Genomic DNA, 22,800 nt, shown 5'->3' with positions numbered 1-22,800 from the left:
TCTGTGCGCATCTGTGTTCCAACCGCGCGCCCGGCAGTTCAGCCGGGCGCCGGCAATCAGTCGTGCTTGGCCACGACCACCAGGGCCGGGCGCAGCAGGCGCTCGTTGAGCAGGTAGCCCTTCTGGAACACCTGCACCACATGGCCCGGCGCAATGCCCTCGGCTTCGCCCTGGCTGATCGCCTGGTGCTGGTCGGGGTTGAACGGCTGGCCGACCGGATCGAGCAGGGTCAGGCCGTTGTCGGCCGCGACCTTGAGCAATTGCTTGTAGGTCATGTCCAGGCCATCGCGCAGCGGGCTGGGCTGGCTGCCGGCCGCGGTGAGCCCGGCATCCAGGCTGTCGAACACCGGCAGCAGCTCGCCCAGCAGCTTCTCATTGGCGAACTTGCGCGCGTTCTCGACGTCGCGCGCGATGCGCTTGCGCTGGTTTTCCAGGTCGGCGCGCTCGCGCAGGGCGTCGGCCTTGACCAGCGCGATCTCGCTGCGCAGCGACTCGATCTCGGCCTTGAGCGGATCGGTCTCGGGTGGATTCTGGGACAGGTCTTCGGAGTCGAATTCGGGGTGGTCTTGGTTCATGTGCAGTTCCCGGGCAAGCGGACGCCCGCCCCAACGTCACCCCGTATGTGGGCGCCTGGCCGCGTTTCAAGCAAACGATCGCACCGATCGCCGTCGTTTATCGCCTGTCGGGCGGCTCCATCGCCGCGCCCAGCACCTGGGCGGCGGTCTGCACCAGCGGGATCACCCGGTCGTAGGCCATGCGTTTGGGACCGATCACCCCCAGCACGCCCAGCACCTGCCCGTTGGCGGCATACGGCGCGGTGACCAGGGAGACATCGTCCAGCGACACCATGCCGGTCTCTTCGCCAATGAAGATGCGCACGCCCGGCGCCTGGATGGTGCGTTCGAGCAACTGCAGGATCTCGCGTTTGCTGGCGAAGGCCTCGAACAGCTCGCGCAGCCGGTCCAGGTCCGACAAGTCCTGCACGCCCATCAGCCGGGTCTGCCCGGCCATCACCATGTCCTCGGCATCGGCCGGCACCAGCGCCTCGCTGGCCAGGTCCACGCTGTGCGCCAGCAGCTGCTCCATCTCGTTCTTGGCCATGCGCAGTTCGCGCAGCAGGCTGGCGCGGATGTCCGACAGCGCGCGCCCGGCGAACTGCGCATTGAGGTAACTGGCCACCCGTTCCAGCTCGGCCGGCTCGTAGGCACGGCGCGGCTCGATCACCCGGTTCTGTACTTCGTTATCGGCAAACACCAGGATCGCCAGCACCCGGCGCGCGTCCAGCGACACGAAATCGATATGCCGGAACGCAAACTGCTCGCGCCGCGGCGCGCTCACCACTCCAACGAAATGGCTCATCGCCGACAGCATCTGCGAGGCGCTGCCCAGCAGCGACTGGGTGCCGTTGCCGCTGGCCAGCTCCGCGCGCAGGCGGCGCACCTCTTCTTCGCCCGGTGGCTGCATCTGCACCAGGCTGTCGACGAACACCCGGTAGCCGTGCGCGGTGGGCACCCGCCCGGCCGAGGTGTGCGGTGAACTGAGCAGCCCCACGTCCTCCAGATCGGCCAGGATGTTGCGGATGGTCGCCGGGCTCACATCCAGCCCGGCATGCTGGGCCAGGGTTTTCGAGCCCACCGGCTCGCCATCGCGGATGTAGCGCGCGATCAAGGTGCGCAGCAGCTGGCGGGCGCGGGGGTCGAGCATTGGGGACTGGGACGCGCGCATGGGATCATCCGGTGAGACTGGGCATAGATAATGTCTGGCACCGGGGATGGCAAGCATCCGACTCCCTGCCCGCACCCTCCTGCCCTAAGCTTCCCCAACGCATTCACTCTCGACCCCCATGCTCAGACACCTCTCGATCAAGGATTTCGCCGTTGTCCGCGCCACCGAGCTCGAGTTCGGCCCGGGCATGACCGTGGTATCGGGCGAAACCGGCGCCGGCAAGTCGCTGATGGTGGACGCGCTGGGCTTTTTGTCCGGCCTGCGCGCCGACAGCGGCGTGGTCCGCCACGGCGCCGACCGCGCCGAGCTGTCGGCGGAGTTCCAGCTGCCGGCCGAGCACCCGGGCCTGGGCTGGTTGGCCGACAACGAGCTCGATGACGAGTCCCAATGCCAGCTACGCCGCGTCATCCGTGCCGACGGCGGCTCGCGCGCCTGGATCAACGGTCGCCCGGTGACCTCCTCGCAGTTGGCCGAGCTGGCATCAAGGCTGGTGGAAATCCACGGCCAGCACGAGCACCAGGCCCTGATGGCCCGCAACAGCCAGCTCGCCCTGCTCGACGCCTACGCCCGCAACGGCGCCCAGCGCGAGCAGGTGCGCCAGGCCAGCCAGCGCTGGCTGGCACTGCTGGACGAGCGCGACGCGCTGTCCGCGCAGGGTGATGTCTCCGATCGCATCGGCTTTCTCGAGCATCAACTGGGCGAACTGGAACGCGAGGACCTGGACCCGGCCGCGATTGCCGCGCTGGACGTCAATCACCGGCGCCAGGCGCACGCCACCGCGCTGATCGGCGCCTGCGACAGCGTGGCCCAACAGCTCAACGGCGACGACGGTGCGTCGGCGCTGGGCCTGCTGCAGGACAGCCGCCACGACCTGGCCCGAGTCGCCGAACACGAACCGCGCCTGGGCGAGGTGGACGCACTGCTGGACAGCGCCGCGATCCAGATCGAAGAGGCGCTGGCCCTGCTCGACCGCGTGCGCGACGACCTGGACGCCGACCCGGCCCAGTTCGAAGCGATGGAGCGCCGTCTCGGCCGCCTGCACGACCTGGCCCGCAAGCACCGCGTCGCTCCGGACGAGCTGGCCGCCCATCGCGACCGCATGAGCCAGGAAGTGGAGAGCCTGCGCGGCGCCGACGAGCGCCTGCAGCAGCTGGACAAACATATCGAGTCCGCCACCGGCATCTGGCGCAGCGCGGCCGGGGTGCTCAGCGACAGTCGCAAGACCGCCGCCGAGGCCTTGTCCACCGCCACCACCACGTTGATCGGCGAGCTGGGCATGGGCGGCGGGCAATTCCTGATCCAGCTGCAGCCGCAGGACACATTGCGCCCTGACCCCAACGGCGCCGAACGAGTGGAATTTTTGGTCGCCGCCAACGCCGGGCAGCCGCCACGCCCCCTGCGCAAGGTCGCCTCCGGCGGCGAGCTGTCGCGGATTTCGCTGGCGATCGAAGTGGCGGCGCTCGGCCTGGACAGCGTGCCGACCATGGTGTTCGACGAAGTGGATTCGGGCATCGGCGGCGCGGTGGCCGATATCGTCGGCCAGAAACTGCGTGCGCTGGGCGAAGAGCGCCAGGTGCTGTGCGTGACCCACTTGCCGCAGGTCGCGGCCAAGGGCCATGCGCACTACCGGGTCAGCAAGGCGCCGGTGGACGGCATGACCCAGAGCGCGGTCGAACTGCTCGGCCCGCAGGCACGCCAGGAAGAACTGGCGCGCATGCTCGGCGGGGTGGAAGTCAGCAAGGAAGCCCGCGCGGCTGCCCGCAAGCTGTTGCAGAGCGCCTGATCGGGGGCGATGACGCAAGCGCTGTCAATGTGCTATCGCAGCCTTTGCTGGCAATTCCATGCCTGGCGGCGTGGACGTGGGCAAGCGCGCGCGACGGCGGCCAAACTGTCGCAGAGAGCCTGATCGAGGGCGATTGCGAGGTCTGCGGGTATCACTGCGTGACCGCAGCCTCTGCTGGCGGCCTCAGGTATTCAAGCACTCCGCCCACGCAATGTCGGCTTGCGCACAGGCGGGCGTTTTAGGCCCCCGGCGCTTGCGCTGCAAGACCGCCGTCGGCTGCCCTGCAGACGGGCCGCCACTCCGCCCAAACAGTGTCCCGCCGCACTGTTACCCGCCGGCGGGACCGGGATCCGGGGGACGGATGGGCACCGGACTGCCAGCAGGCCACCCGAAACCCGCACCACAAAACGCACAAGGCGGCCGAAGCCGCCTTGTCGTGAACGCAACGCGGTGATGCGTCTCAGCGCGAACGCTTCTTGCGCACATACAACACCAGCGAATGCTCTTCCAGCTCGTAGCCATGCTTGGCCGCGATCTGACGCTGCAACGCCTCGATCTCTTCGCTTTCGAATTCGATGACGTGGCCGGTGTCCACATCGACCATATGGTCGTGGTGGCCGCCGCGGTCCAGCTCGTACACGGCCTGGCCGCCCTCGAAGTTATGCTTGAGCACCAGACCGGCCGCCTCGAACTGGGTCAACACGCGGTACACCGTGGCCAACCCGATCTCGTCGCCGTGGTCGAGCAGCTGCCGATAGATGTCTTCTGCGCTGAGGTGGTGCTGGTTGCTCTTCTGTTCGAGCAGCTCCAGGATCCGCATCCGCGGATGGGTCACCTTGAGCCCGACTTTGCGCAGGTCGTGGGTTTCCATATGTTCTCCGTTCATTGGCGATTTAGCGCCAGCTGCCATCAAACGGGTCGCGGCGACCGGCGGGAGTGTATCATCGGCGTGATTTCCTCAGCACTTATTCCCCGATGCGTAATCTCCTGCTGGTCGCCGCCGTTGCTCTTTCCACCGCTGGCTGCGGCATCATCTACAAGCAGCCGATCTACCAGGGCAATCTGATCAAACAGAACGCCGTGGAGCAACTGCAGGTAGGCCAGAGCAAGCAGCAGGTCAGCGCGTTGCTGGGTACTCCGTCGATTCCGGACCCGTTCCATGCACAGCGTTGGGACTACACGTCCACCCAGCGCGTCGATCGTCTGGCGCATACCGAAGTCAAGAATTTCACCGTGTTCTTCGAGAACGATCAGGTGGCGCGCTGGGAAGGCGACTATTTCCCGTCGCAGGACGAGCAGCTGGCCAAGTCGGCCCCCAAGCAGTTCGGCCGCAACCTGGCGCGCGACAAGAAGAAGCAGCGCGGCCGTTGATGCAGTGGGTCAGCGATCGCGCGATCGCCTGACCACGCGCAGCCCCAGAAAGCCGGCCTTGGTGCCGGCTTTTCTTTGTCTTCTCGCCTGAATGCCCTCGACCGGCATGCCAACGGCTGCGCGCCCGACTGCTGGGCGGAGCACCCGCGCCGGGAGCAGCGGCGCTGCTGTACCGCTACGCCCCTGCACAGCCGCCGCACGACTCAGCTCAGCGTGAGATGTCCTCGGAACCCGTTTGCGCGCACCCATGCCGAGGGCGAGTCTGCAGTTGACGCAACGCGCCGTCGCACGCCACGGCGCAAGACACCGCAATGGCGCCCAATCTGGAAGAGCTCGCTCACCAGCAGTGCGCCCGACTGCGGCCAATCCCGCTACTGGCTGCCGGAATTGGCCTTCTTCGCAGGCGCGGCCCGGCGGCGACGGGCTTCTTTCGGGTCCAGCAGCAGCGGCCTGAGCAACTCGACCCGATCTCCGGCGCGCAACACCTGATCCGGGCGTACCACGACACCGTGGATGGCGATCGCTGCGGGCGGGGCCTCCTGGCAGAGGCCGGATGCGGCGACTGCCTCGGCGGCGGTGGCGCCCTCCGCCAGATCCAGCACGATCGCGCTGTAGCGATCCGGCCAGGCCAGGACGACTTCGACCTGCACGGTCACACGTCGCCGCGATCGGCGACCCGCACGAAATCGTTGACCATGCGATCGGCCAGGCCCTGGAAGCCCAGCGCCAATGCCGGCCCCAGCAAGCGCGAGCTGGTTTCCACCTCGAGGGTCAGGCTGACCTTGCACGCGTTGTCGCCCAGCGATTGAAACTCCCACAGGCCTTCCAGACGCTTGAACGGGCCGTCGCGCAGATGCATGACGATGCGTTCGGGCCGCTCGAGCATGTTCTCGGTGGTGAACCAAGTGCGGAACGAGCCCAGCCCCAGGTCCAGGCGCGCCACGATATGCGCATCGTCCTGCTCCAGCACATGGGCAGCGTCGCACCAGCCGAAGCGGCGCGGATAGGCGGCGACATCATTGACCAGATCGAACATGCGGGAGGCGCTGTGTTCGACCAGTGCGCTGCGACGGATGGTAGGCATTCGCTAACTTGTGAAAGACGGAAGATCGTTTGACGACACCGAATCGGCGACAATGGCGTCATGAGCAAGAAACCAACCAAGGATAAAGCAAACGGCGCGAAGGCCACGAAAACCATCGCGCTGAACAAGCGTGCGCGCCACGAATACCACCTGGAAGAGCGCTACGAAGCCGGCCTGGCGTTGCAGGGCTGGGAGATCAAGGCAATCCGCGCCGGCCGCGCCAATATCGTCGACGGCTACGCGTATGTGCGCTCCGGCGAGATCTACCTGATCGGCGCGCAGATCACCCCGCTGATCCAGGCCTCCACCCACACCGTGCCGGTGGAGCGTCGCGACCGCAAGCTGCTGCTGCACCGGGCCGAGATCGACAAGGTCCTCACCCGCGTGGAGCGCGAGGGCTACACCCTGGTGCCCACCGCGCTGTACTGGAGCAGCAACAAGGTCAAGCTGGAAATTGCGCTGGCCAAGGGCAAGCAGAATCACGACAAGCGCGACGCCGCCAAGGACCGCGACTGGCAGCGCGACAAGCAGCGCGTGATGCGGCGGCATAACCGGGATGCGTGAGTGGCCGGGATTGGGGGGATTGGGGATTAGAGATTCGTAACTGCGGTCAGGCGCGTGTCTGGCGCATCGCCGGCTTGCGATCTTTACACGCAGGAACGCGGAACTAGCCCAGCTTTTGCGAATCCCAAATCCCAAATCCCGAATCACGTCTCTCCAAGCATCCGCATCAAATTCGGCACTCCCCTGCCCTGCACGTAGCGGTCGCGTTCCAGATCGGTGCAGGTGTCGAGCATCAGCTGCTTGACCCGGTCAGGGAAGCCGATGAACTCGCGGCGCGCCGACAGAAAGCCGGCCAGCACGCCGGAGACATGCGGCGCAGCCATGCTGGTGCCGCTCATTTCCACCATCAGGCTTGCCGGATCTTTCGGATCGAAGTCGTAATACGCCGAGACGATCTTTTCGCCCGGCGCCACCACGTCGGGCTTGCCGCGGCCATCGGCAGTAGGCCCGCGCGAGGAAAAATACGACACGCCGTAATTGTGCGGGCTGCTCTTGTGCACCGAGCCGACCACGATGGCCTCTTCCAGATTGCCCGGGTCGCTGATCGACAGATCCATGTTGGCCGGATAGGCATCCCCATCCTTGCCCATCAACCAGGCCAGCCCTTCGTTGCCGGCAGCCACCACCACCAGCACGCCCTGTCGCCATAGCCGTCGCAGCTCGTTGCACAGCGGCGTAAAGCCACAGCCGTAGCTTTCCGGGTCGAAATAGCCGCCCAGGCTCAGGTTCACTCCGTGGATGACCAGCTCGCCTGCGCGCTCGTTGATGGCAGCCACCTGCTGCACTGCCTTGATCATCCACGAATCGCGCCCATCGCCGGCATCGTCGAGCACCTTGAAGCCATACAGCTGCGCATCCGGCGCCATACCGGCAAATTCAAGCGGCGGACCCGGCTTGCCCTGCGCATCCGGCAGCGTCGCCTGGCAATGGCCGGCAATGATCCCGGCGATGTGGGTGCCGTGGCCGTGCCGATCGAGCAGGGCAAACGCATCGCCATCGGCGCGCGTCAATTGCTTGGGCGCACCGCGCCGCGTGCAATCCCATTGCGCCACCACATTGTCGCGCTGGCCCTTGACGAAGAAATGCGGATGGCTGGCGGCGATACCGGTATCCAGTACCGCCCAGCCGATCTGTTGCCCGCGCGCACGATAGGCATTGCGTGCTGCGTCGGCATGCAGCACGTTTCCGGAGATGTGGATCAGCGCGCGCTTGCCGGCATCGCGCCACACCCGGCGAAACCCCAGCGCGCGATAGCGACTCTGCAGCGATTCGATTTCGAAGCGGGTCAACCGCGCCGATACGAAGCGCTGCAAGCCATCCTCGAGTTCGATCGCCTCATCCAGCGCGTCGCCCTGCAGGCCGGTGCTGCGCGCAGCGACCTCGCGCAGATGGCGTATCAGCACGGCCCGCACACCGGCCGGATCGTTGCCGGCGAGCCGCCGGTCCAGTTCGATCAGCACTTCATGCCGATGCTCGGGGCCGTGCGCTTCGAGCTGCTCGCTGAGGTCCTTGATCAACACCGCATTGGACACCGGCTGGTCGAAGCCCACGCCCACCGCCTGCCGCACCGCTGCGCGGACCTGCGGGATCGACAGATAGCCCGAGCCCGAATGCGCGTTGTGCTGCCAGTCGGGATTGATCCGCGCGCCGGCAATGTTTTCGAAACGCCCCTTGGCGTTGGCGATGTCGTCGGTGAGATCGGCGTCCAGCGCGATCGGGTCGCGCGTCTCGGCGACGTTGATCCACTGCTGCACGCACGCAGGGAACGGCAGCTTGCGGGTGCCGGTCCAGCGCTTGAACATGCTGCGCACCTGCGGCAACCCGAGCGGCGATCCCAGGGTCAGGAACAGCGTCACCTCGCAGTCGGCCGCCTCAAGCTGGCGCAACACGTCGTAGGCGATCATCGAGCCCTGGCTATGCGCGACCACCACGAACGGCCCGCCTCCCGCACGCAACCGCTGCGTCAGGCTCTCGCGCATCGACGCCGCGCGCTCGGGCACGAAGAACAGGTCGTGCACGTCCTGCAGCAGCGCTGCGGAAATCAGCCGCAGCAGCACCCGGTTGATCGCATCGATCGGGCCCTTTGCCTGCACGCTACCGGGTGCGCTCGTACTTTCCAGCTCGTCGAGCAGACGATGCAGGTCGGCCCGCTCCTGATCGCTCTGTGCCAAGGCGTCGGCGAGCACGTGCAGATCCTGCCCGCCCGGCACCAGGCCGAGCGTGGTCAACGCACGCTGCACGCTCTGGTTGAGCGCCGGCCCCACATCGCGCCCGTCGCAATTGCCGGGCTCCGCCACCGGATACCGCTCGCGATTGACCCAGTACGCCAACCGGGTGCGCTCGCCCATCGGACGCCCGAACAATGCCTTGTCCCACTGACAACGCAAGACTTCGGCCGGCGGCTTGTTGCCGATGCCGTGGATATAGATCACGGTGCGCGCCTTGCCCTGCACGCGTGCCGCAGCGGCGGCCTGCGCGCCCGACTGCGGTGCGCGCCTGTGTGGCTGCCGTGCCGGCTGCCTGGCAGGTGCAGCGGCAGCGCGCGGTGCTGCGCGTGTCGAACGTGGACGTGGGGGCTTGCCTGTCGCCATCGCTTCGCTCCTTCGTTTACAGACTGTTCGGTCCGGTACAGGACTGAAGCCACTGTAAGCGCTGTCCATCTCACCACTTGTGACAGGGCGCGCCGATCCCTACACTTGCGACGTCAGCGTTTGATGCTTTCCCCGGGGGTGCACTGGTTTCGACGGGGGTCGCGAAGTCGCTTGGCGCATGCCGAGGGGGCAGCTTTCCTCGTTAATCCAGCAGCAAACTTTTAGTTGCCAACGACGACAACTACGGTTCGGACTTCGCTATCGCCGCTTAATTGGCTTTAGTTGTAGTTCTACAGCCGCCTAAGGCGAACCCCCGAAACTACTTGTGCCCGTGCTCGTAGATGTAGGGTCATTATCACGGAACCGCCGGTGGTGGCTGCCTGTCAGCTACCGGCTAAATCAAGCAGGCTGGTTTCCAGGTGCGCTTTGCCCGCCGTGCTGCCTGGGAACGAGATCTAACGGAGGGATAAGCATGTAGTGCCGGGGATGGAGTGCTTCCGGACGGCGGTTCGATTCCGCCCACCTCCACCACACAACGGTCCTAAGACGGCCGACTGAGGCCGGGAATTCTCGAAAGAGGTTCTCGGCCTTTTTCATGGGCGATGCTGCGGCTCAATCAGCTCGCACAGGAGGCGTCGGCGATCACCACCACCGGCCGCGTCAGTTAGTGACGCAGTCGGTCGGTTCGGATGTGGTGACGATGGACGCGCAGGTCGCGCCATCACGCGCGCGCGCCGATGGGAGGTCGCCGCGCAGTTGGTCGAACAATGCGAGCAGCTCGGTCGCCTCCTGCTGCAGCAGGACCAGGGCACTCTTGTTGGGTTCATCCATTGCAAGTGGTCCGACAGCGCTCCCCAGCGCTCCTGATGCAGACGAAGCAAACTGCGTGCCAGCGTGCCGCACCCGATCCGGGTTGGTACAGGTTGGAGCAGGCAAGCAGATTCGGAAGCCGCAACGTCACACGATGCGCTGCCCGACCATTGGGTGCCAGGCTGGGGTCGCGGTTGGCCGCAAGCTGGGACTGGGCCGATGCAACCCGTCTTCGACTCAGCTGTAGTCGAGCTGCCGTTGCGCTTCGGCGTGCATGGCTTCCAGGGTCACCATGCCGGCGCTGCGCGCGGCCGACATGGCGCTGCGGTGATCGGGAAACGTGCGCGCAAGCGTGGCGCCTGCGAGTTCACCGGTTTTCCTGCCCATGCCGATCTGTTCGATGCGCCAGTCCGCGCTCCAGGTCGCGTCGATGCCACGGCTTGGGGCGGCATGGCAAATCAGCTGATAGTTTCCAAGAAAAATAACCAAACTGTGCTCGGCTCTGCGGTGCGTGATGAGCATACCGTCGCGAGATCGCGGCGGCGAGTCCCGCCCCCGTCTGCCAGCTGACTGGACAATTGAGGCACGCCGCTTGCATCGACCTCAACCATACCATCGGTGTTGGGGAACACGGTGTTGACCAAACAAGCAAAACGTCATGCCGCCGGAGCGCTGCTGCTGGGCGGGGCCATCTTCGTGGTGATCGGTATCGGCGGCTACTTCACCACGCAGCGCTCGCTGGCCGATGCGGGCTGGGTCACGCACACCCAGGAGGTCCTCGCGGGCATCGACGAAATCCAGGCCGGGCTGCTGTCGGCGGAGTCGTCGGTACGCGGCTACGTGCTGACCGACAACGAGGCGTTCTTGGGCGTCTATGCCGATGCGATCGGGCGCCTGCCCGAGCGCATCGTGCGGCTGGAGGCGCTGGTACAGGACAACCCGGTACAGGGACGCAATGCGCGTGAGCTCAACCGATTGGTGGAGACGCGACTGGTGCAGATCAACGATCTGCTGCACAGCTACCGCAGCCATGGCCTGGATGGCGCGCGCGGGTCGATCGCCCGCGGCGTGTTCCAGACCTCCTCGGCATTGCGGCGCCAGGTGCAAACCATGACCGAGCTGGAACGTCATCAGCTGGTGAAGCGGACGCAGACCAATGCACTCAGTGCGCGGTGGGTGCTGCGGATGACCGTGATCGGCATCGTCAGCGGGCTGCTGGTGATGCTGCTGGCCTACCGCTTGTTGGCGCGCGAGCTGCAACGCCGCGTGCGTGCCGAGGACGATGCCAGCCATACCAGCGAGCGGTTGGTCGAATCGTTTGCGGCGCTGGAGCGCACCTCTGCGGGACTGGAAGCGCTGGCACGCTACTCGGGACTGCTGCAGAACTGCCGCGACGCCGAAGAAGCGCTGGAAATCACCGCACGCACGATTGCGCCGCTGATTCCCGGCGCGGCCGGCGCGGTGTATCTGCTACGCGCATCGCGCGATCGCGCCGAGCAGGTCGTGGCGTGGGGCGCGATGGCCGACGGCGACAGCGCAAGCATCGCACCGGAGACGTGCTGGGCGCTGCGCCGCGATCGTACGCACGTGGTGGAAGATGCCAGCCAGGGCATGCTGTGTCGCCATGCCGACGCCAATCTTCCGACGCACGCCAGTACGGTGTGCATTCCGTTGTCGGCTCAAGGCACGCAACTGGGCATGTTGGCGCTGCGTAGCGACCAACCCGGTGGCCTGAGCTCACTGACCGTTGCCGAAGCGGCGGCCGAACAACTCTCGCTGGCGCTGCATAGCCTGCGTCTGCGCGAAACACTGCGCCAGCAATCGATCCGCGATCCACTGACCGGCCTGTACAACCGCCGCTATCTGGAAGAGGCGCTCAATCACGAACTGGCGCGCTGCACGCGCCGGGAGCAGCCGTTGTCGGTGCTGATGCTGGACGTCGACCACTTCAAGCGCTTCAACGATCTGCATGGGCACAGTGGCGGCGACCGCGTGCTGGCGGCCATCGGCGAACTGTTGCTGACGCAGACCCGCGGTGAAGATATCTGCTGCCGCTACGGCGGCGAAGAATTGACGATCATCCTGCCGGAAGTGGATCTGGCAACGGCGCGCAGGATGGCCGAGAAGCTGCGCGCCGGGATCGAGGCCTTGCAGGTGATGGCCGATGGCGTATCGCTGCCGAAGATCACCGCCTCGTTTGGTGCGGCGAGCTTTCCCCAACACGCGGGCACTGCGGCGCAACTGCTGCGGCGCGCGGACGAGGCGTTGTACCGGGCCAAGCAGGCCGGGCGCAATCAGGTGGTCAGCGCACCGGAGGCTGCGGACGCCGACTATGCGCAGAAACCCTGAAGGCAGGAAGAGATGTAGCGAACCTGGCCTTGACGCGCTTGGTCAGACCTCCAGCCAGGCGTCGGTGGTCTGTCAGGCGCCTGGCGACCCAGGTGCAACTCTGCGGTTCCGCTTATAGCGGTCTGCGACAGATCGAGCCCGACCGTTCGCTGCGTACCGTTGCACTGGTGGGCCGCAGCCCACACACCGTGCCGAAACGGGCGTTCACCGTCCCCACCCTGCGCGCCAGCCTGCTTCGAGCAGCGCGGCATCACCGACAGGCGCGCCCCCCTTCGTCGGTGGGAATCAGACCAGCGCCCGCCAGCATGCCGTCGATGCGGGTACGCACATAGGCCGCATCTTCGGGGTCGGCGCTGCGCAGCACCGCTTCGGCGCGCGCCTGGAAATCCAGATAGTCAAAATCCGCATCTTCATCGGCAGGCAGCTGCGGCAGTTCGTCCTGCAACGCGTCCAGGCGCGTCTGGAGCTCTTCGCGTTTAGGCATAACAGGCTCCAACATCAAAGTCGCTACGGTCGCGGCAAGGCCGTCAAGGATGCGCGAAGCCTTGCCATGCAACGCTTCATTTTCCTACCCGCCGCAGCGGCAACTGCATGCTCAACTTTCGCACAGGCCGGCCGATAATGATGCCGACTCCGACAGAACCTTGCCTGTGATCCTCCACCTGCGGCGGGATTTCCGCCTCGGCATCGTCAAGATGCTTGGGCCAATCACCGCGCTGTTGCTTTGCCTCTATGCGGTGTATCTGGCCATGACCGGCCAGGCGATTGCGTGCCTCATCACCGCAGCGCTGGGGATGCTGGCGATCTGGCGTGGCTGGCAGATGCGCACGGCCGAACGCACGGGTGCCGGCGGTGTCTGGCTGGCGTCGATCAATGTCGCCGGCTGCCTGGTGGCCTGCTGGACCGGGGGCGATGGTGCCCTGCCCTGGCTGTTTCCGGTGCTGGCGACCAATTATTTTCTGTGCGGGCCGCAGCGTGCGGTGTTGCTGAGCCTGCCATTGATGGCGGCATTGCTGTTCTTGCCCGGTCTGATCGTCAGCCCCGGCCAGGGGGTGTCGACCGTGGTGGTGACGCTGGTGACGCTGGCGGTGGGGTATTCGTTCTCGCTGCGCATGCAGGACGACCGCGTGCATCTGGAAGAGCTGGCCTCGCTGGACGCACTGACCGGCTTGCCCAACCGACGCATGCTCGAACGCGCACTGACCCATCAGATCGATCAGCGCCAACCGCAGGACCGGCTCAACAGCCTGATCATCCTGGACCTGGATCATTTCAAGGAGGTCAACGATCTGTACGGGCATGCCGCCGGCGATGCGGCGCTGTCGGATCTGGCAACCATCCTGCGCTACGAAGTGCGCGAGCCGCATCAGGTGTTCCGGTTCGGCGGCGAAGAATTCGTGGTGCTGCTGCGCGCCGGTTCGCTGGCGGAACTGGAAGCGGCCACCGAGCGCTTGCGCAAGGTGATCCGCAGTGGTTTGCGTGGTCCGGGTGGGCGCATCACGGTCTCGCTGGGAGCAGCACGCCACGATGGCGAGACCCATTGGCAAGACTGGTTTTCGCGTGCCGATGCAGCACTGTATCTGGCCAAGAACAGCGGCCGCGACAGCGTGCGGGTTGCCGACTGAGCGCAGCGCTGCTGGCTGGATCGCACCATCAACGACGACGATCTTCTAGCAGACGGGGCGACCCGACGGCCGCCCCGTCCAGCGTTCACCGATTGACCACGGCCACCGGTGCGGCGGGTGCTTCACCCTGCTTCCAGCCACCCAAGGCCTTGTACACACCGACCACGCCGACATTGACTGCCGCCTCGGCCTGCGCCAACGCATCGTCTGCCGCCAGCTGGGTGCGTTGTGCATCCAGCAAGGTCAGGAAGTCTTCCGAACCCTCGCGGTAGCGGATCTGCGCCAGCGCTTCGGCACGCCGCGCCGCATTGGCCTGGTCCACCACGATCGCCAGGCGCGCCTGCTGACGGCCATAGCCGATCAAGGCGTTTTCGGTGTCTTCCAGCGCCAGCAAGACCGCTTGCTGGTACTGCGCCAACGCACCGTCGGCCTGCGCCTTGCTGGCACGCAGGCGTGCACGCACGGTCCCGAAGTCGAACGCGGCCCAGCTGATCGACGGGGTGACCGACCAGGCCTTTGCATTGCCCTGGGTCAACCTGGCCGCATCGCCGGACAGAAAGCCGACAAACCCGCTGACGCTGATGCGCGGGAACAGATCGGCCGTGGCCACGCCAACCTGCGCGGTGGCTGCGGCCAGACGGCGTTCGGCACTGCGCACGTCAGGGCGCTGACGCAGCAATCCTGCGGTATCGCCCAACGGCAACGGGCGCGCGAACGCCGGCATGGCGCGTGCGACCAGGGTGGCGTCCAGCGCATTCGGCTGTTGGCCAAGCAATACGGCAAGCCGGTGCCGGTATTGCGCCTCGGCGGTTTCCAGCAACGGAATATCCGCCTCGATCGCCTTCAACCGCGCCAGGCTGCTCTGCACATCCAGCTCGCTGCCAGCCCCCAGATCCCAACGCGTCTGCGTCAGCTTCTGGGTGTCGCGCAGGTTGGTCAGGGTGCGCTTGGAGACATCGAGCTGCTTCTGGGTGCCGCGCAATTGGAAATAATTGCGCGCCACTTCGGCCGCGACCGTGACCTGCACGTCCTGCAGGTTGGCCTGCTCGGCATCCAGGTCGGCGCGCGCCGCTTCCGAGGCGCGGCGCTGACGGCCGAACAGATCCAGTTCCCAGGCCGCATCCAGGCCCAGGGTGGTCTGCTCGGTCAGGAAGCGCTGATTCCCGGCAATCACCTGCTGCTGCTCGCGTCGGTCGAAGCTGCCCTGGGCGGTGATGTGTGGGGCCTGGTCGAGACGACGCTCCACGAACACCGCACGCGCCTGCTTCACCCGCGACACCGCAATACGCAGATCGTGGTTGGCGAACAAGGCATCGCGCACCAGCTGCTCCAGCACCGGGTCGTCGAACTGCGACCACCAGTTGCCGACGACGGATGCAGCGCTGAAGGAGGCATCCTGCGCGCCCTGCAGCGTGACCGGCGGCGGCGGGTCGGGCCGGTAATCGGGCCCCACCGCGCAACCGCTGAGCACCAGCGCGGCCAGCGCCGCGCCAAGCAATGTTCTTACCATGGCAAGGTGTCTCCCAGATGGGTAAAGCTGCCGGTCGGGCCGTGCGCATCGATCAATGCCATCTGCACGCTGCTGTGCGCGCCCTGCTCGATGTCGATCTCGCCCTCGCCACCGTTCATGTCGGTTTTGACGTAGCCGGGATGGATGGTATTGACCTTGATCGAGGTGTCGCGCAGCTCGTAGGCAAGATGCACGGTCCAGCTGTTCAAGGCGCTCTTGGATGCGTTGTAGGCCGGCACCTTGAAACTGTAGATCGGCGAGCCGGGGTCGCTGTGCAGCGTCAGCGAGCCGAGAATGCTGGACACATTGACGATGCGACCGGCCAGCGAACGCTGCAGCAGCGGCAGGAACGCCTTTGTCACGCCGACCACCGCAAACAGATTGGTATCGAAGGTGCGCTTCCAGGTATCCAGGCTTTGCTCGGACGGCTTGCGCTGGATGTCATCGATCATGATGCCGGCGTTGTTGACCAGGATGTCCAGGTGGCCGTGACGCTCCTTCACCGTGCCGACCGCCGCAGCGATGCTGATGTCGTCGTTGACGTCCAGTTGAATCGCCTCCACCGGCAGGCCTTCGGCCTGCAGCTTGAGCGCGGCGGCCACCGCGTCATCGCGCTTGCGACCGGCCAGCAAGGTATGCACGCCGGCCTGTGCGAGTTGACGAACGGTTTCCAGGCCAATGCCGCGGGTAGCGCCGGTGACCAGTGCGATCTTGGTGTTGCTCATGTGGTGAATCCTCTTGAATGGGGGAAGTGACTGGCTTACGCCTTCACGGCGTCATGCGAAACGGCAGCCGGTGCAGCAGGCCCGCGACGGGTGACCCACTTGCGCAGCGCCACGTAGAACACAGGGGTCAGGAACAGGCCGAACAAGGTCACGCCCAGCATGCCGGCGAATACGGTGATCCCGGTGACCGAGCGCACTTCGGCGCCGGCGCCATGGCCGAACACCAGCGGCACGGTGCCGGCGATGAAGGCGATGGAGGTCATCACGATCGGGCGCAGACGCAGGCGGCAGGCTTCCAGCGCCGCTTCCACGATGCCCTTGCCATGCATCTCCAGCTCGCGAGCAAACTCCACGATCAGGATCGCGTTCTTGCACGCCAGGCCCATCAACACCACCAGGCCCACCTGCACGAATACGTTGTTGTCGCCACCGGTGAGCCACACACCGAACAATGCAGACAGCAAGGTCATCGGCACGATCAGGATCACCGCCAGTGGCAGGGTCCAGCTTTCGTACAACGCGGCCAATACCAGGAACGCCAGCAACACCGCCATCGGGAACACGATCAACGCCGAGTTGCCTTGGGTCGACTGCTGATAGCTCAGGTCGGTCCACTCGATGTTCATGCCGTTGGGCAACACCTTCGGCGCCATGCCGGCCAGCGTGTGCATCGCCTCGGTGGACGACAGCACGCGCGGGTCCGCTTCACCGATCAGGTCGGCGGCCGGGTAGCCGTTGTAGCGGATCACCGGATCCGGGCCGTAGGTCTGGCCCAGCGTGACCATGCTGCCGATCGGCACCATTTCGCCATTGGCATTGCGGGTACGCAGGTTGGCGATGTCTTCGACGCTGTCGCGGAACTGTCCATCGGCCTGGGCGATCACCTGATAGGTGCGACCGAAGCGATTGAAGTCGTTGATGTACGACGAACCCAGGTAGGTCTGCAGCGTGTCGAACAGGTTGGTCAGCGGCACGCCCTGCGCCTTGGCCTTGTCGCGATCGACCTTGGCGTCGAGCTGTGGCACGTTGGCCTGGTAGGTGCCGATCGGGAACTGCATGCCCGGCGTCTGCGAAATCGCACCGGACATCGCATTCACCGCACTCTGCAACTGGCCATAACCCAGACCCGCACGGTCCTGGATATACAGCGAGTAGCCCGAGCCCTGCCCCAGGCCCAGAATCGGCGGCGGCATGAAGGCGAACGCAAAACCCTGCTGGATCTGGCTGATGCGCGCGTTGAGCTCGGCATTGATCTGCACGGCGCTGCGGGTGCGCTGACTGAACGGCTTGAGCGTGATGAACACCGTGCCGGTATTGGGCGTGTTGGTGAACTGCAGCGGATTCAACCCGGGGAACGCGATCGTGTGATCCACGCCTTCGGTCTGCATCGCGATCTGGCTGATCTGGCGGATCACCTCATTGGTACGCTCCAGCGAGGCGCCCTCAGGCAGTTTGGTACCGGCGATCAGGTACAGCTTGTCCTGGGTCGGAATGAAACCGCCCGGCACGATCTTGAACATGAAACCGGCGCCCACCAACAGCAGCAGGTACACCATGAACACCGCACCGCGCTTGCTCAACGTGCGCGACACCGCACCCTGGTACTTGTGCGAGCTGCTGTTGAAGAAGCGGTTGAACGGACGGAACAACCAGCCGAACAGACGGTCGATCAAACGCGACGGGCCATCCTTGGGTGCGTCGTGCGCCTTGAGCAACATCGCGGCCAGCGCCGGCGACAGGGTCAGCGAGTTGATCGCCGAAATCACCGTGGAGATGGCGATGGTCACCGCGAACTGCTTGTAGAACTGGCCGGTCACGCCCGACAGGAACGCCATCGGCACGAACACCGCGCACAGCACCAGCGCGATGGCGATGATCGGCCCGGACACCTCGCGCATCGCCTGATGCGCGGCCGCCAGCGGGGTGAGGCCTTCTTCGATATTGCGCTCGACGTTTTCCACCACCACGATCGCATCGTCGACCACGATGCCGATCGCCAGCACCAGGCCGAACAGGCTCAAGGTATTGATCGAGAAACCCAGCAGGTACAGGGCCGCGAATGTGCCCACCACCGATACCGGCACCGCCAGCAACGGAATGATCGAGGCGCGCCAGGTCTGCAGGAACAGGATCACCACCAGCACCACCAGCAGCACCGCCTCCAGCAGCGTGTGCACCACCGCGCTGATCGAGTCGCGCACGAACACGGTGGGGTCATACGCCGCCGACCAGGCCATGTCCTGCGGGAACTGCTTTTCCAGCTCCGCCATCTTGGCGCGCACGGCGTCCGACAGCTCGATCGCGTTGGCACCCGGCGACTGGAACACGCCCATGCCCACCGCGTTCTGGTTGTCCAGCTGCGAGCGCAAGGTGTAGTTGCCGGCACCCAGTTCCAGGCGTGCCACGTCGCTCAGGCGCACGATCTCGCCGCTGTTGCCGCTGCGGATCACGATGTTGCCGAATTCTTCTTCGGTGGTGAGGCGGCCCTGCGCATTGATCGAGAGCAGGAAGTCGCTCTTGTTGGGCATCGGCTCGGCGCCGAGCTGGCCGGCGGAGACCTGCACGTTCTGCTCGCGGATGGCGGCGACCACATCGCTGGCGGTGAGCCCGCGCGCGGCGACCTTGTCCGGGTTCAACCAGATGCGCATGGCGTAGTCGCCGGCACCGAAGACCCGGATCTGGCCAACGCCCGGCAGGCGCGACAGCTCGTCCTTGACCTTCAAGGTGGCGTAGTTGCTCAGGTACAGCGAGTCGTACTTGCCCTTGGGCGAGGTCAGATGCACCACCATGGTCAGCGTCGGCGATTGCTTCTGCGTGGTGACGCCCTGGCGGCGCACGTCTTCGGGCAGGCGCGCCTGCGCCTGACTGACGCGGTTCTGCACCTGCACCTGCGCCTGGTCCGGATCGGTGCCCGGCTTGAAGGTCACGGTGACCATCAGCACGCCATCGGAGCCGGCGACCGACTTCATGTACATCATGTTTTCGACGCCGTTGATCGCCTCCTCAAGCGGCGTGGCGACGGTCTCGGCGATGACCTTGGGGTTGGCGCCCGGATACACCGCGCGCACCTGCACGCTCGGCGGTACCACTTCGGGGTATTCGCTGATGGGCAACAGCGGCATGGCGATCAGGCCAGCCGCGAAGATGATGATCGACAGCACCGCGGCAAAGATCGGCCGGTCGATGAAAAAACGGGAAAAGTCCATTGGGGTGGTCCTGAAAGAGGTTGCCGCCAGGTGGCGGCGCGGCACGGCGGCCCCGGACCGGCCTGGTCACCAGGCCGGTGGTCGAAAACGCGATGCAGCGATGAATCAGTTCGACGCGGTGCGCTTGTCCGGTGTCGCGGCCATGGCCACGGCCTTGGCATCGACCGGCATGCCGGGCATGAAGATCTTCTGCACGCCATCGACCACGACGCGGTCGCCGGCAGCCAGGCCCTTGCGCACGATGCGTAGCCCGTCGGCGCTGCGACCGAGTTCCACATCGCGGCGCTGCGCCTTGCCGTCCTTGTCGACCACGTAGACGTACTTGCGGTCTTGGTCGGTCAACACGGCTTTTTCGTCGACCAGCATGGCCTTGAACTGGCCGCTGCCCAACAGCTGTACGTGCGCATACAGACCCGGCGTGAACTGCCGCTGCGCGTTGTCGAGCACGGCACGGACGCGGATGGTGCCGGTGCTGCGGGTCACCTGGTTATCCAGGAAATCCACGCGCCCGGCGTGCGGAAAGCCCTGCTCGCCGACCAGGCCGATGCGCACCGGCAATTGACCACCGCGCTCGTCCGGACGCTCGCCGTTGCGGGCCATCTGCGAGTAGCGCAGGAAGGTGCCTTCGTCGGCATCGAAGTAGACGAACACCTTGTCCAGCGACACCAGCGTGGTCAGCACGCTGGCGCTGTCGCCGGCAGTGACCAGGTTGCCGGCGGTGACCATCGCACGCCCGGCGCGGCCATCGATCGGCGCACGCACGCGGCTCCAGTCCAGGTTGAGCTTGGCGGTGTCCACCGCGGCCTGTGCGGCCAGCAGGTCGGCATCGGCCTGGTCGGCGGCGGCGCGACGCTGTTCCCAGATTTCGGTGGAAATGGCCTGCTGATCGGAGAGTTTGCGTGCACGTGCCGCTTCGCTGCGCGCCAGCGTGGCCTGCGTGCGCGCCCGCACCATCGCTGCGTTGGCGCGGGCGAATTCGGCGCGGTAGCTACGGTCGTCGATGCTGAAGAGCACATCGCCCTTTTTCACTTCGGCGCCTTCGGTGTAGTTCACCTTGTCGATGTAACCGGACACGCGCGGGCGCAATTCGACGCTTTGCACCGCCTCGATGCGGCCGCTGAATTCGTCCCACTGGTTGATCTCCTTCATCAGCACCGGTGCGACGCTGACGCTGGGCGGCGGCGGCGCGCCGGTCTGCGCGGCACCACCGCCGCAGGCGGCAAGCACGACCGCGAGCACGGCGCCCGTCAGAACAGTACGCATTGGAAAACGGAACGGGGTGGCGTTCGGGGTCATGGTGAGATCTCTCGAGTGGGGATGGGCAAATGCAGGCCGGCCAGCCGGTCCACCGACGGGGCGGTGGAAAGACGACGGCTGACGGTCACGATGGGTTGTGCGGGCTGGCCAGGCCCGGTGATGAGCGAGACCGCGGCGCGGCCGACATCGACGGCGCGAATCCATTCCGGGCACGCGTCCTTGGCGCGGCCCGGCGTACATACCGGTTGTTCGACCGAGAGCAGATGCACGCGCACGCCCAGCGGTTTGGCTTCTTCATGCAGCACCTGGGCGAGCATGCGGATGGCAGCCGCGGCCACCGAGATGTCGCCGTGTGCCGCCCAGGCGCGCAGCGCGCACGGGCTGCCCAGCAACAGATAGCGGCCGCCACCGTCGGCTTCGGCCAGCAGCGGCAGCAGATGACGCGCCGCAGCCAGATGCGGCAGCACATCGCGCTCCAGGCGCCGACGCAGTGCCGTCACCGGCCGGTCCAGCAGGCGCCCGGCCTTCAACGGGCTGCCCAGGCTGGCAATGACCGCACCCAGCGGGCGCGGGCGCTGCGCCAGCTCGGTGGCCAGTGCCTGCGCCGAAGCGTCATCGGCCACCGAGCCTTGCAGGGTGTCCAGCAGCGCCGCATTGCCATGCTGCGCGCGCAGCGCGTCGAGCTTGGCGGCATCGCGTCCAATCACCAGCACCGGCATGCCGGCGTCGAGCAGCGCGGTCACGATCCCGGCACCCACGTTGCCCGCCCCGCCGATCACGACGGTTTCGGATTGGACCATCCCGGTCATGGGACTTTCACTCCCGACATCGGGACAATTCCGCGCTGCGCCCAGCGCGCCTGCAGTCCAGTTCGCTGTGTCGGCGCACCGCCGGCCTGCCGCTTCGGCGACACGGCAAAGCCTCGCGAAACGCTGGCCCGCGGGCTTCTTGCCGGGGAAACCACCGGATCGAAGGCGCTTTCGATGGCACTGCGGGACGTGGAGGACAAGCCGAAGACATCGCACAACCACATGGCCGTGCTCCTGCGTAGAAGGGATGCCGCATAAGCTAGGCCTCAAAGCAGCACTTGATTAGTCCGGATTTAGGGGAATAATCGTCCCGTAAGCGGTCTAATCCCTCCTGACCCCCCGGAAGGCAGTGCCATGACACACGATCTCAACGACACCCTGATCTTCGTCAAGGTGGTCGAACAAGGCAGCTTCATCGCCGCCGCCAACGCGCTTGGCCTACCCAAGACCACCGTCAGCCGCAAGGTGCAGGAACTGGAGACGCGCCTGGGTGCGCGCCTGTTGCACCGAACCACGCGGCGCATCGGGCTGACCGAAGCCGGCTCGGTGTACCACGAACATTGCCAGCGCATCGCCCGCGAACTGGAAGAAGCCGAGAGTGCGGTGGGGCAACTGCAATCGGGCCCGCGCGGGTGGTTGCGTTTCACCGTGCCGTATTCGCTGGGCATCACCTGGATCGCGCCGCTGTTGGGCGAATTCCACGCGCAATACCCGGAAATCCAGCTGGATATGCATCTGGGCAACGAGAAGCTGGACCTGATCGGCGGCGAAGCCGATCTGGCACTGCGCGTCGGTGCCCTGCCCGATTCCAACCTGGTCGCACGCAAGCTCGGCAGCCTGCGCACGCAGGTGTTCGCCAGCCCGTCGTATATCGAACGCTATGGCGAACCGCTGCATCCGGACGAGCTGCAATTCCATCGCACGCTGGCGCTGCGCAAGAACCGCAACGTGCACAACAACCGTTTTTTCTGGTCGCTCAGCGACGGCAGCGATGTGCGCGATTTTCCGGTCAATCCACTGATGGTGGCCAATGACCCGGCCGCGCTCAACGGTGCGGTGTTATGCGGCGAAGGGCTGTTGCTGACCGGCGATGTGATGGCCAAACCCTTCGTGCAATCGGGTCTGGTGCGCCGCGTGCTCGCTGGCTGGACCGGGCCGGAAGTGGATTTCAATGCGGTGTTTGCCGGCGGCCGCCTGGTGTCGCCGAAAGTGCGCGCGTTCGTGGACTTCCTGGTCACCCGGATGAACTTCGACGCGGACTACATGATGGCGCAGTGTCCGGCCCGTCTGGCCGCACAGAAAGCCGACAACGATGCGAAAGTCGAAGTGGGCGCAGAAGCGGAACTGCGTGCCGAGGGCAAACGCATTCTGGAAAACGTCACGGCGTAATA

At 65.8% G+C, this 22,800-nt stretch carries 21 protein-coding genes and 1 other RNA gene; 7 read left to right on the top strand and 15 right to left on the bottom strand.

Going from position 1 to position 22,800, the window contains the following annotated elements:
- Positions 1–56: 56 nt before the first annotated feature.
- Together grpE and hrcA are read right to left on the bottom strand one after the other, a co-directional pair.
- Positions 57–575, bottom strand: coding sequence for a nucleotide exchange factor GrpE (grpE, locus tag Y887_RS06025; RefSeq protein ID WP_046963475.1), 519 nt, complete (start codon positions 573–575; stop codon positions 57–59).
- 97 nt (positions 576–672) lie between these two features.
- On the bottom strand, positions 673–1,704 hold the full coding sequence (hrcA, locus tag Y887_RS06020) for a heat-inducible transcriptional repressor HrcA (protein ID WP_046963474.1): 1,032 nt from the start codon (positions 1,702–1,704) through the stop codon (positions 673–675).
- A 139-nt stretch (positions 1,705–1,843) separates the two neighbouring features.
- Here hrcA and recN point away from each other — a divergent pair, with 139 nt between their 5' ends.
- Entirely contained in the window at positions 1,844–3,508 is a 1,665-nt protein-coding gene (gene recN / locus Y887_RS06015) for a DNA repair protein RecN (RefSeq protein WP_046963473.1), read from the top strand.
- A gap of 460 nt (positions 3,509–3,968) precedes the next feature.
- Here recN and fur read toward each other — a convergent pair whose 3' ends face one another.
- Positions 3,969–4,379 carry a ferric iron uptake transcriptional regulator gene (fur, locus tag Y887_RS06010; protein ID WP_046963472.1) on the bottom strand — a complete coding sequence of 137 codons (411 nt, stop codon included), beginning with the start codon at positions 4,377–4,379 and terminating at the stop codon, positions 3,969–3,971.
- Between the two features lie 104 nt (positions 4,380–4,483).
- Here fur and Y887_RS06005 point away from each other — a divergent pair, with 104 nt between their 5' ends.
- The gene (locus tag Y887_RS06005) at positions 4,484–4,879 is read left to right on the top strand and encodes an outer membrane protein assembly factor BamE (RefSeq protein ID WP_046963471.1); all 396 of its coding nucleotides are present in this window, start codon (positions 4,484–4,486) and stop codon (positions 4,877–4,879) included.
- 371 nt (positions 4,880–5,250) lie between these two features.
- On the opposite strand, the gene Y887_RS06000 is transcribed toward Y887_RS06005, so the two are convergent.
- Together Y887_RS06000 and Y887_RS05995 are read right to left on the bottom strand one after the other, a co-directional pair.
- Entirely contained in the window at positions 5,251–5,529 is a 279-nt protein-coding gene (locus Y887_RS06000; RefSeq protein WP_046963486.1) for an RnfH family protein, read from the bottom strand.
- Positions 5,530–5,531: 2 nt separating this feature from the next.
- Entirely contained in the window at positions 5,532–5,963 is a 432-nt protein-coding gene (locus Y887_RS05995; protein ID WP_046963470.1) for a type II toxin-antitoxin system RatA family toxin, read from the bottom strand.
- Positions 5,964–6,023: 60 nt separating this feature from the next.
- On the opposite strand from Y887_RS05995, the gene smpB reads away from it, so the two are divergent.
- Positions 6,024–6,527, top strand: a complete 504-nt coding sequence (gene smpB, locus Y887_RS05990; protein WP_010366344.1) for an SsrA-binding protein SmpB — start codon at positions 6,024–6,026, stop codon at positions 6,525–6,527.
- Positions 6,528–6,670: 143 nt separating this feature from the next.
- Here the strand turns inward: smpB and Y887_RS05985 are convergent, their stop codons facing one another.
- The gene (locus Y887_RS05985) at positions 6,671–9,118 is read right to left on the bottom strand and encodes a S8 family peptidase (RefSeq protein ID WP_046963469.1); all 2,448 of its coding nucleotides are present in this window, start codon (positions 9,116–9,118) and stop codon (positions 6,671–6,673) included.
- A 134-nt stretch (positions 9,119–9,252) separates the two neighbouring features.
- On the opposite strand from Y887_RS05985, the gene ssrA reads away from it, so the two are divergent.
- Positions 9,253–9,649: a transfer-messenger RNA gene (gene ssrA / locus Y887_RS18680) on the top strand.
- Positions 9,650–9,778: 129 nt separating this feature from the next.
- Here ssrA and Y887_RS20125 read toward each other — a convergent pair.
- Together Y887_RS20125 and Y887_RS05980 are read right to left on the bottom strand one after the other, a co-directional pair.
- The gene (locus Y887_RS20125; RefSeq protein WP_157004313.1) at positions 9,779–9,949 is read right to left on the bottom strand and encodes a hypothetical protein; all 171 of its coding nucleotides are present in this window, start codon (positions 9,947–9,949) and stop codon (positions 9,779–9,781) included.
- Between the two features lie 216 nt (positions 9,950–10,165).
- On the bottom strand, positions 10,166–10,417 hold the full coding sequence (locus Y887_RS05980; RefSeq protein ID WP_046963468.1) for a hypothetical protein: 252 nt from the start codon (positions 10,415–10,417) through the stop codon (positions 10,166–10,168).
- 144 nt (positions 10,418–10,561) lie between these two features.
- On the opposite strand from Y887_RS05980, the gene Y887_RS05975 reads away from it, so the two are divergent.
- A complete protein-coding gene (locus Y887_RS05975) occupies positions 10,562–12,277 on the top strand; it encodes a sensor domain-containing diguanylate cyclase (RefSeq protein WP_046963467.1) in 1,716 nt (571 codons plus the stop codon).
- Between the two features lie 250 nt (positions 12,278–12,527).
- On the opposite strand, the gene Y887_RS05970 is transcribed toward Y887_RS05975, so the two are convergent.
- Entirely contained in the window at positions 12,528–12,833 is a 306-nt protein-coding gene (locus tag Y887_RS05970; RefSeq protein WP_104611402.1) for a hypothetical protein, read from the bottom strand.
- A gap of 94 nt (positions 12,834–12,927) precedes the next feature.
- Here Y887_RS05970 and Y887_RS05965 point away from each other — a divergent pair, with 94 nt between their 5' ends.
- Positions 12,928–13,902: a GGDEF domain-containing protein gene (locus tag Y887_RS05965; protein WP_046963465.1), complete on the top strand. Its 975-nt coding sequence runs from the start codon at positions 12,928–12,930 to the stop codon at positions 13,900–13,902.
- A gap of 85 nt (positions 13,903–13,987) precedes the next feature.
- Here the strand turns inward: Y887_RS05965 and Y887_RS05960 are convergent, their stop codons facing one another.
- The 6 genes from Y887_RS05960 to Y887_RS20930 form a co-directional block, all read right to left on the bottom strand.
- Positions 13,988–15,412, bottom strand: coding sequence for an efflux transporter outer membrane subunit (locus Y887_RS05960; protein ID WP_046963464.1), 1,425 nt, complete (start codon positions 15,410–15,412; stop codon positions 13,988–13,990).
- A complete protein-coding gene (locus Y887_RS05955) occupies positions 15,406–16,137 on the bottom strand; it encodes an SDR family oxidoreductase (RefSeq protein WP_046963463.1) in 732 nt (243 codons plus the stop codon). The genes Y887_RS05960 and Y887_RS05955 overlap by 7 nt, the downstream gene beginning before the upstream one ends.
- Before the next feature lie 35 nt (positions 16,138–16,172).
- On the bottom strand, positions 16,173–19,343 hold the full coding sequence (locus Y887_RS05950) for an efflux RND transporter permease subunit (protein WP_046963462.1): 3,171 nt from the start codon (positions 19,341–19,343) through the stop codon (positions 16,173–16,175).
- A 105-nt stretch (positions 19,344–19,448) separates the two neighbouring features.
- Complete coding sequence (locus Y887_RS05945; RefSeq protein WP_046963461.1) at positions 19,449–20,639, bottom strand: efflux RND transporter periplasmic adaptor subunit; 1,191 nt, start codon at positions 20,637–20,639, stop codon at positions 19,449–19,451.
- Positions 20,636–21,409, bottom strand: coding sequence for an SDR family NAD(P)-dependent oxidoreductase (locus tag Y887_RS05940; protein WP_046963460.1), 774 nt, complete (start codon positions 21,407–21,409; stop codon positions 20,636–20,638). Before Y887_RS05940 ends, Y887_RS05945 begins: the two co-directional genes overlap by 4 nt.
- A complete protein-coding gene (locus Y887_RS20930) occupies positions 21,406–21,633 on the bottom strand; it encodes a hypothetical protein (RefSeq protein WP_084725935.1) in 228 nt (75 codons plus the stop codon). The genes Y887_RS05940 and Y887_RS20930 overlap by 4 nt, the downstream gene beginning before the upstream one ends.
- Positions 21,634–21,763: 130 nt before the next feature.
- Here Y887_RS20930 and Y887_RS05935 point away from each other — a divergent pair, with 130 nt between their 5' ends.
- The gene (locus tag Y887_RS05935; RefSeq protein ID WP_003483593.1) at positions 21,764–22,798 is read left to right on the top strand and encodes an XC_2801 family transcriptional regulator; all 1,035 of its coding nucleotides are present in this window, start codon (positions 21,764–21,766) and stop codon (positions 22,796–22,798) included.
- Positions 22,799–22,800: the final 2 nt, after the last annotated feature.

It is taken from the genome of Xanthomonas pisi DSM 18956 (genome assembly GCF_001010415.1).
GTDB classification, from domain to species: Bacteria; Pseudomonadota; Gammaproteobacteria; order Xanthomonadales; family Xanthomonadaceae; genus Xanthomonas; species Xanthomonas pisi.
The sequence above is the reverse complement of the archived record's forward strand: the minus strand, read 5'-3'. Positions and strand labels throughout refer to the sequence as shown.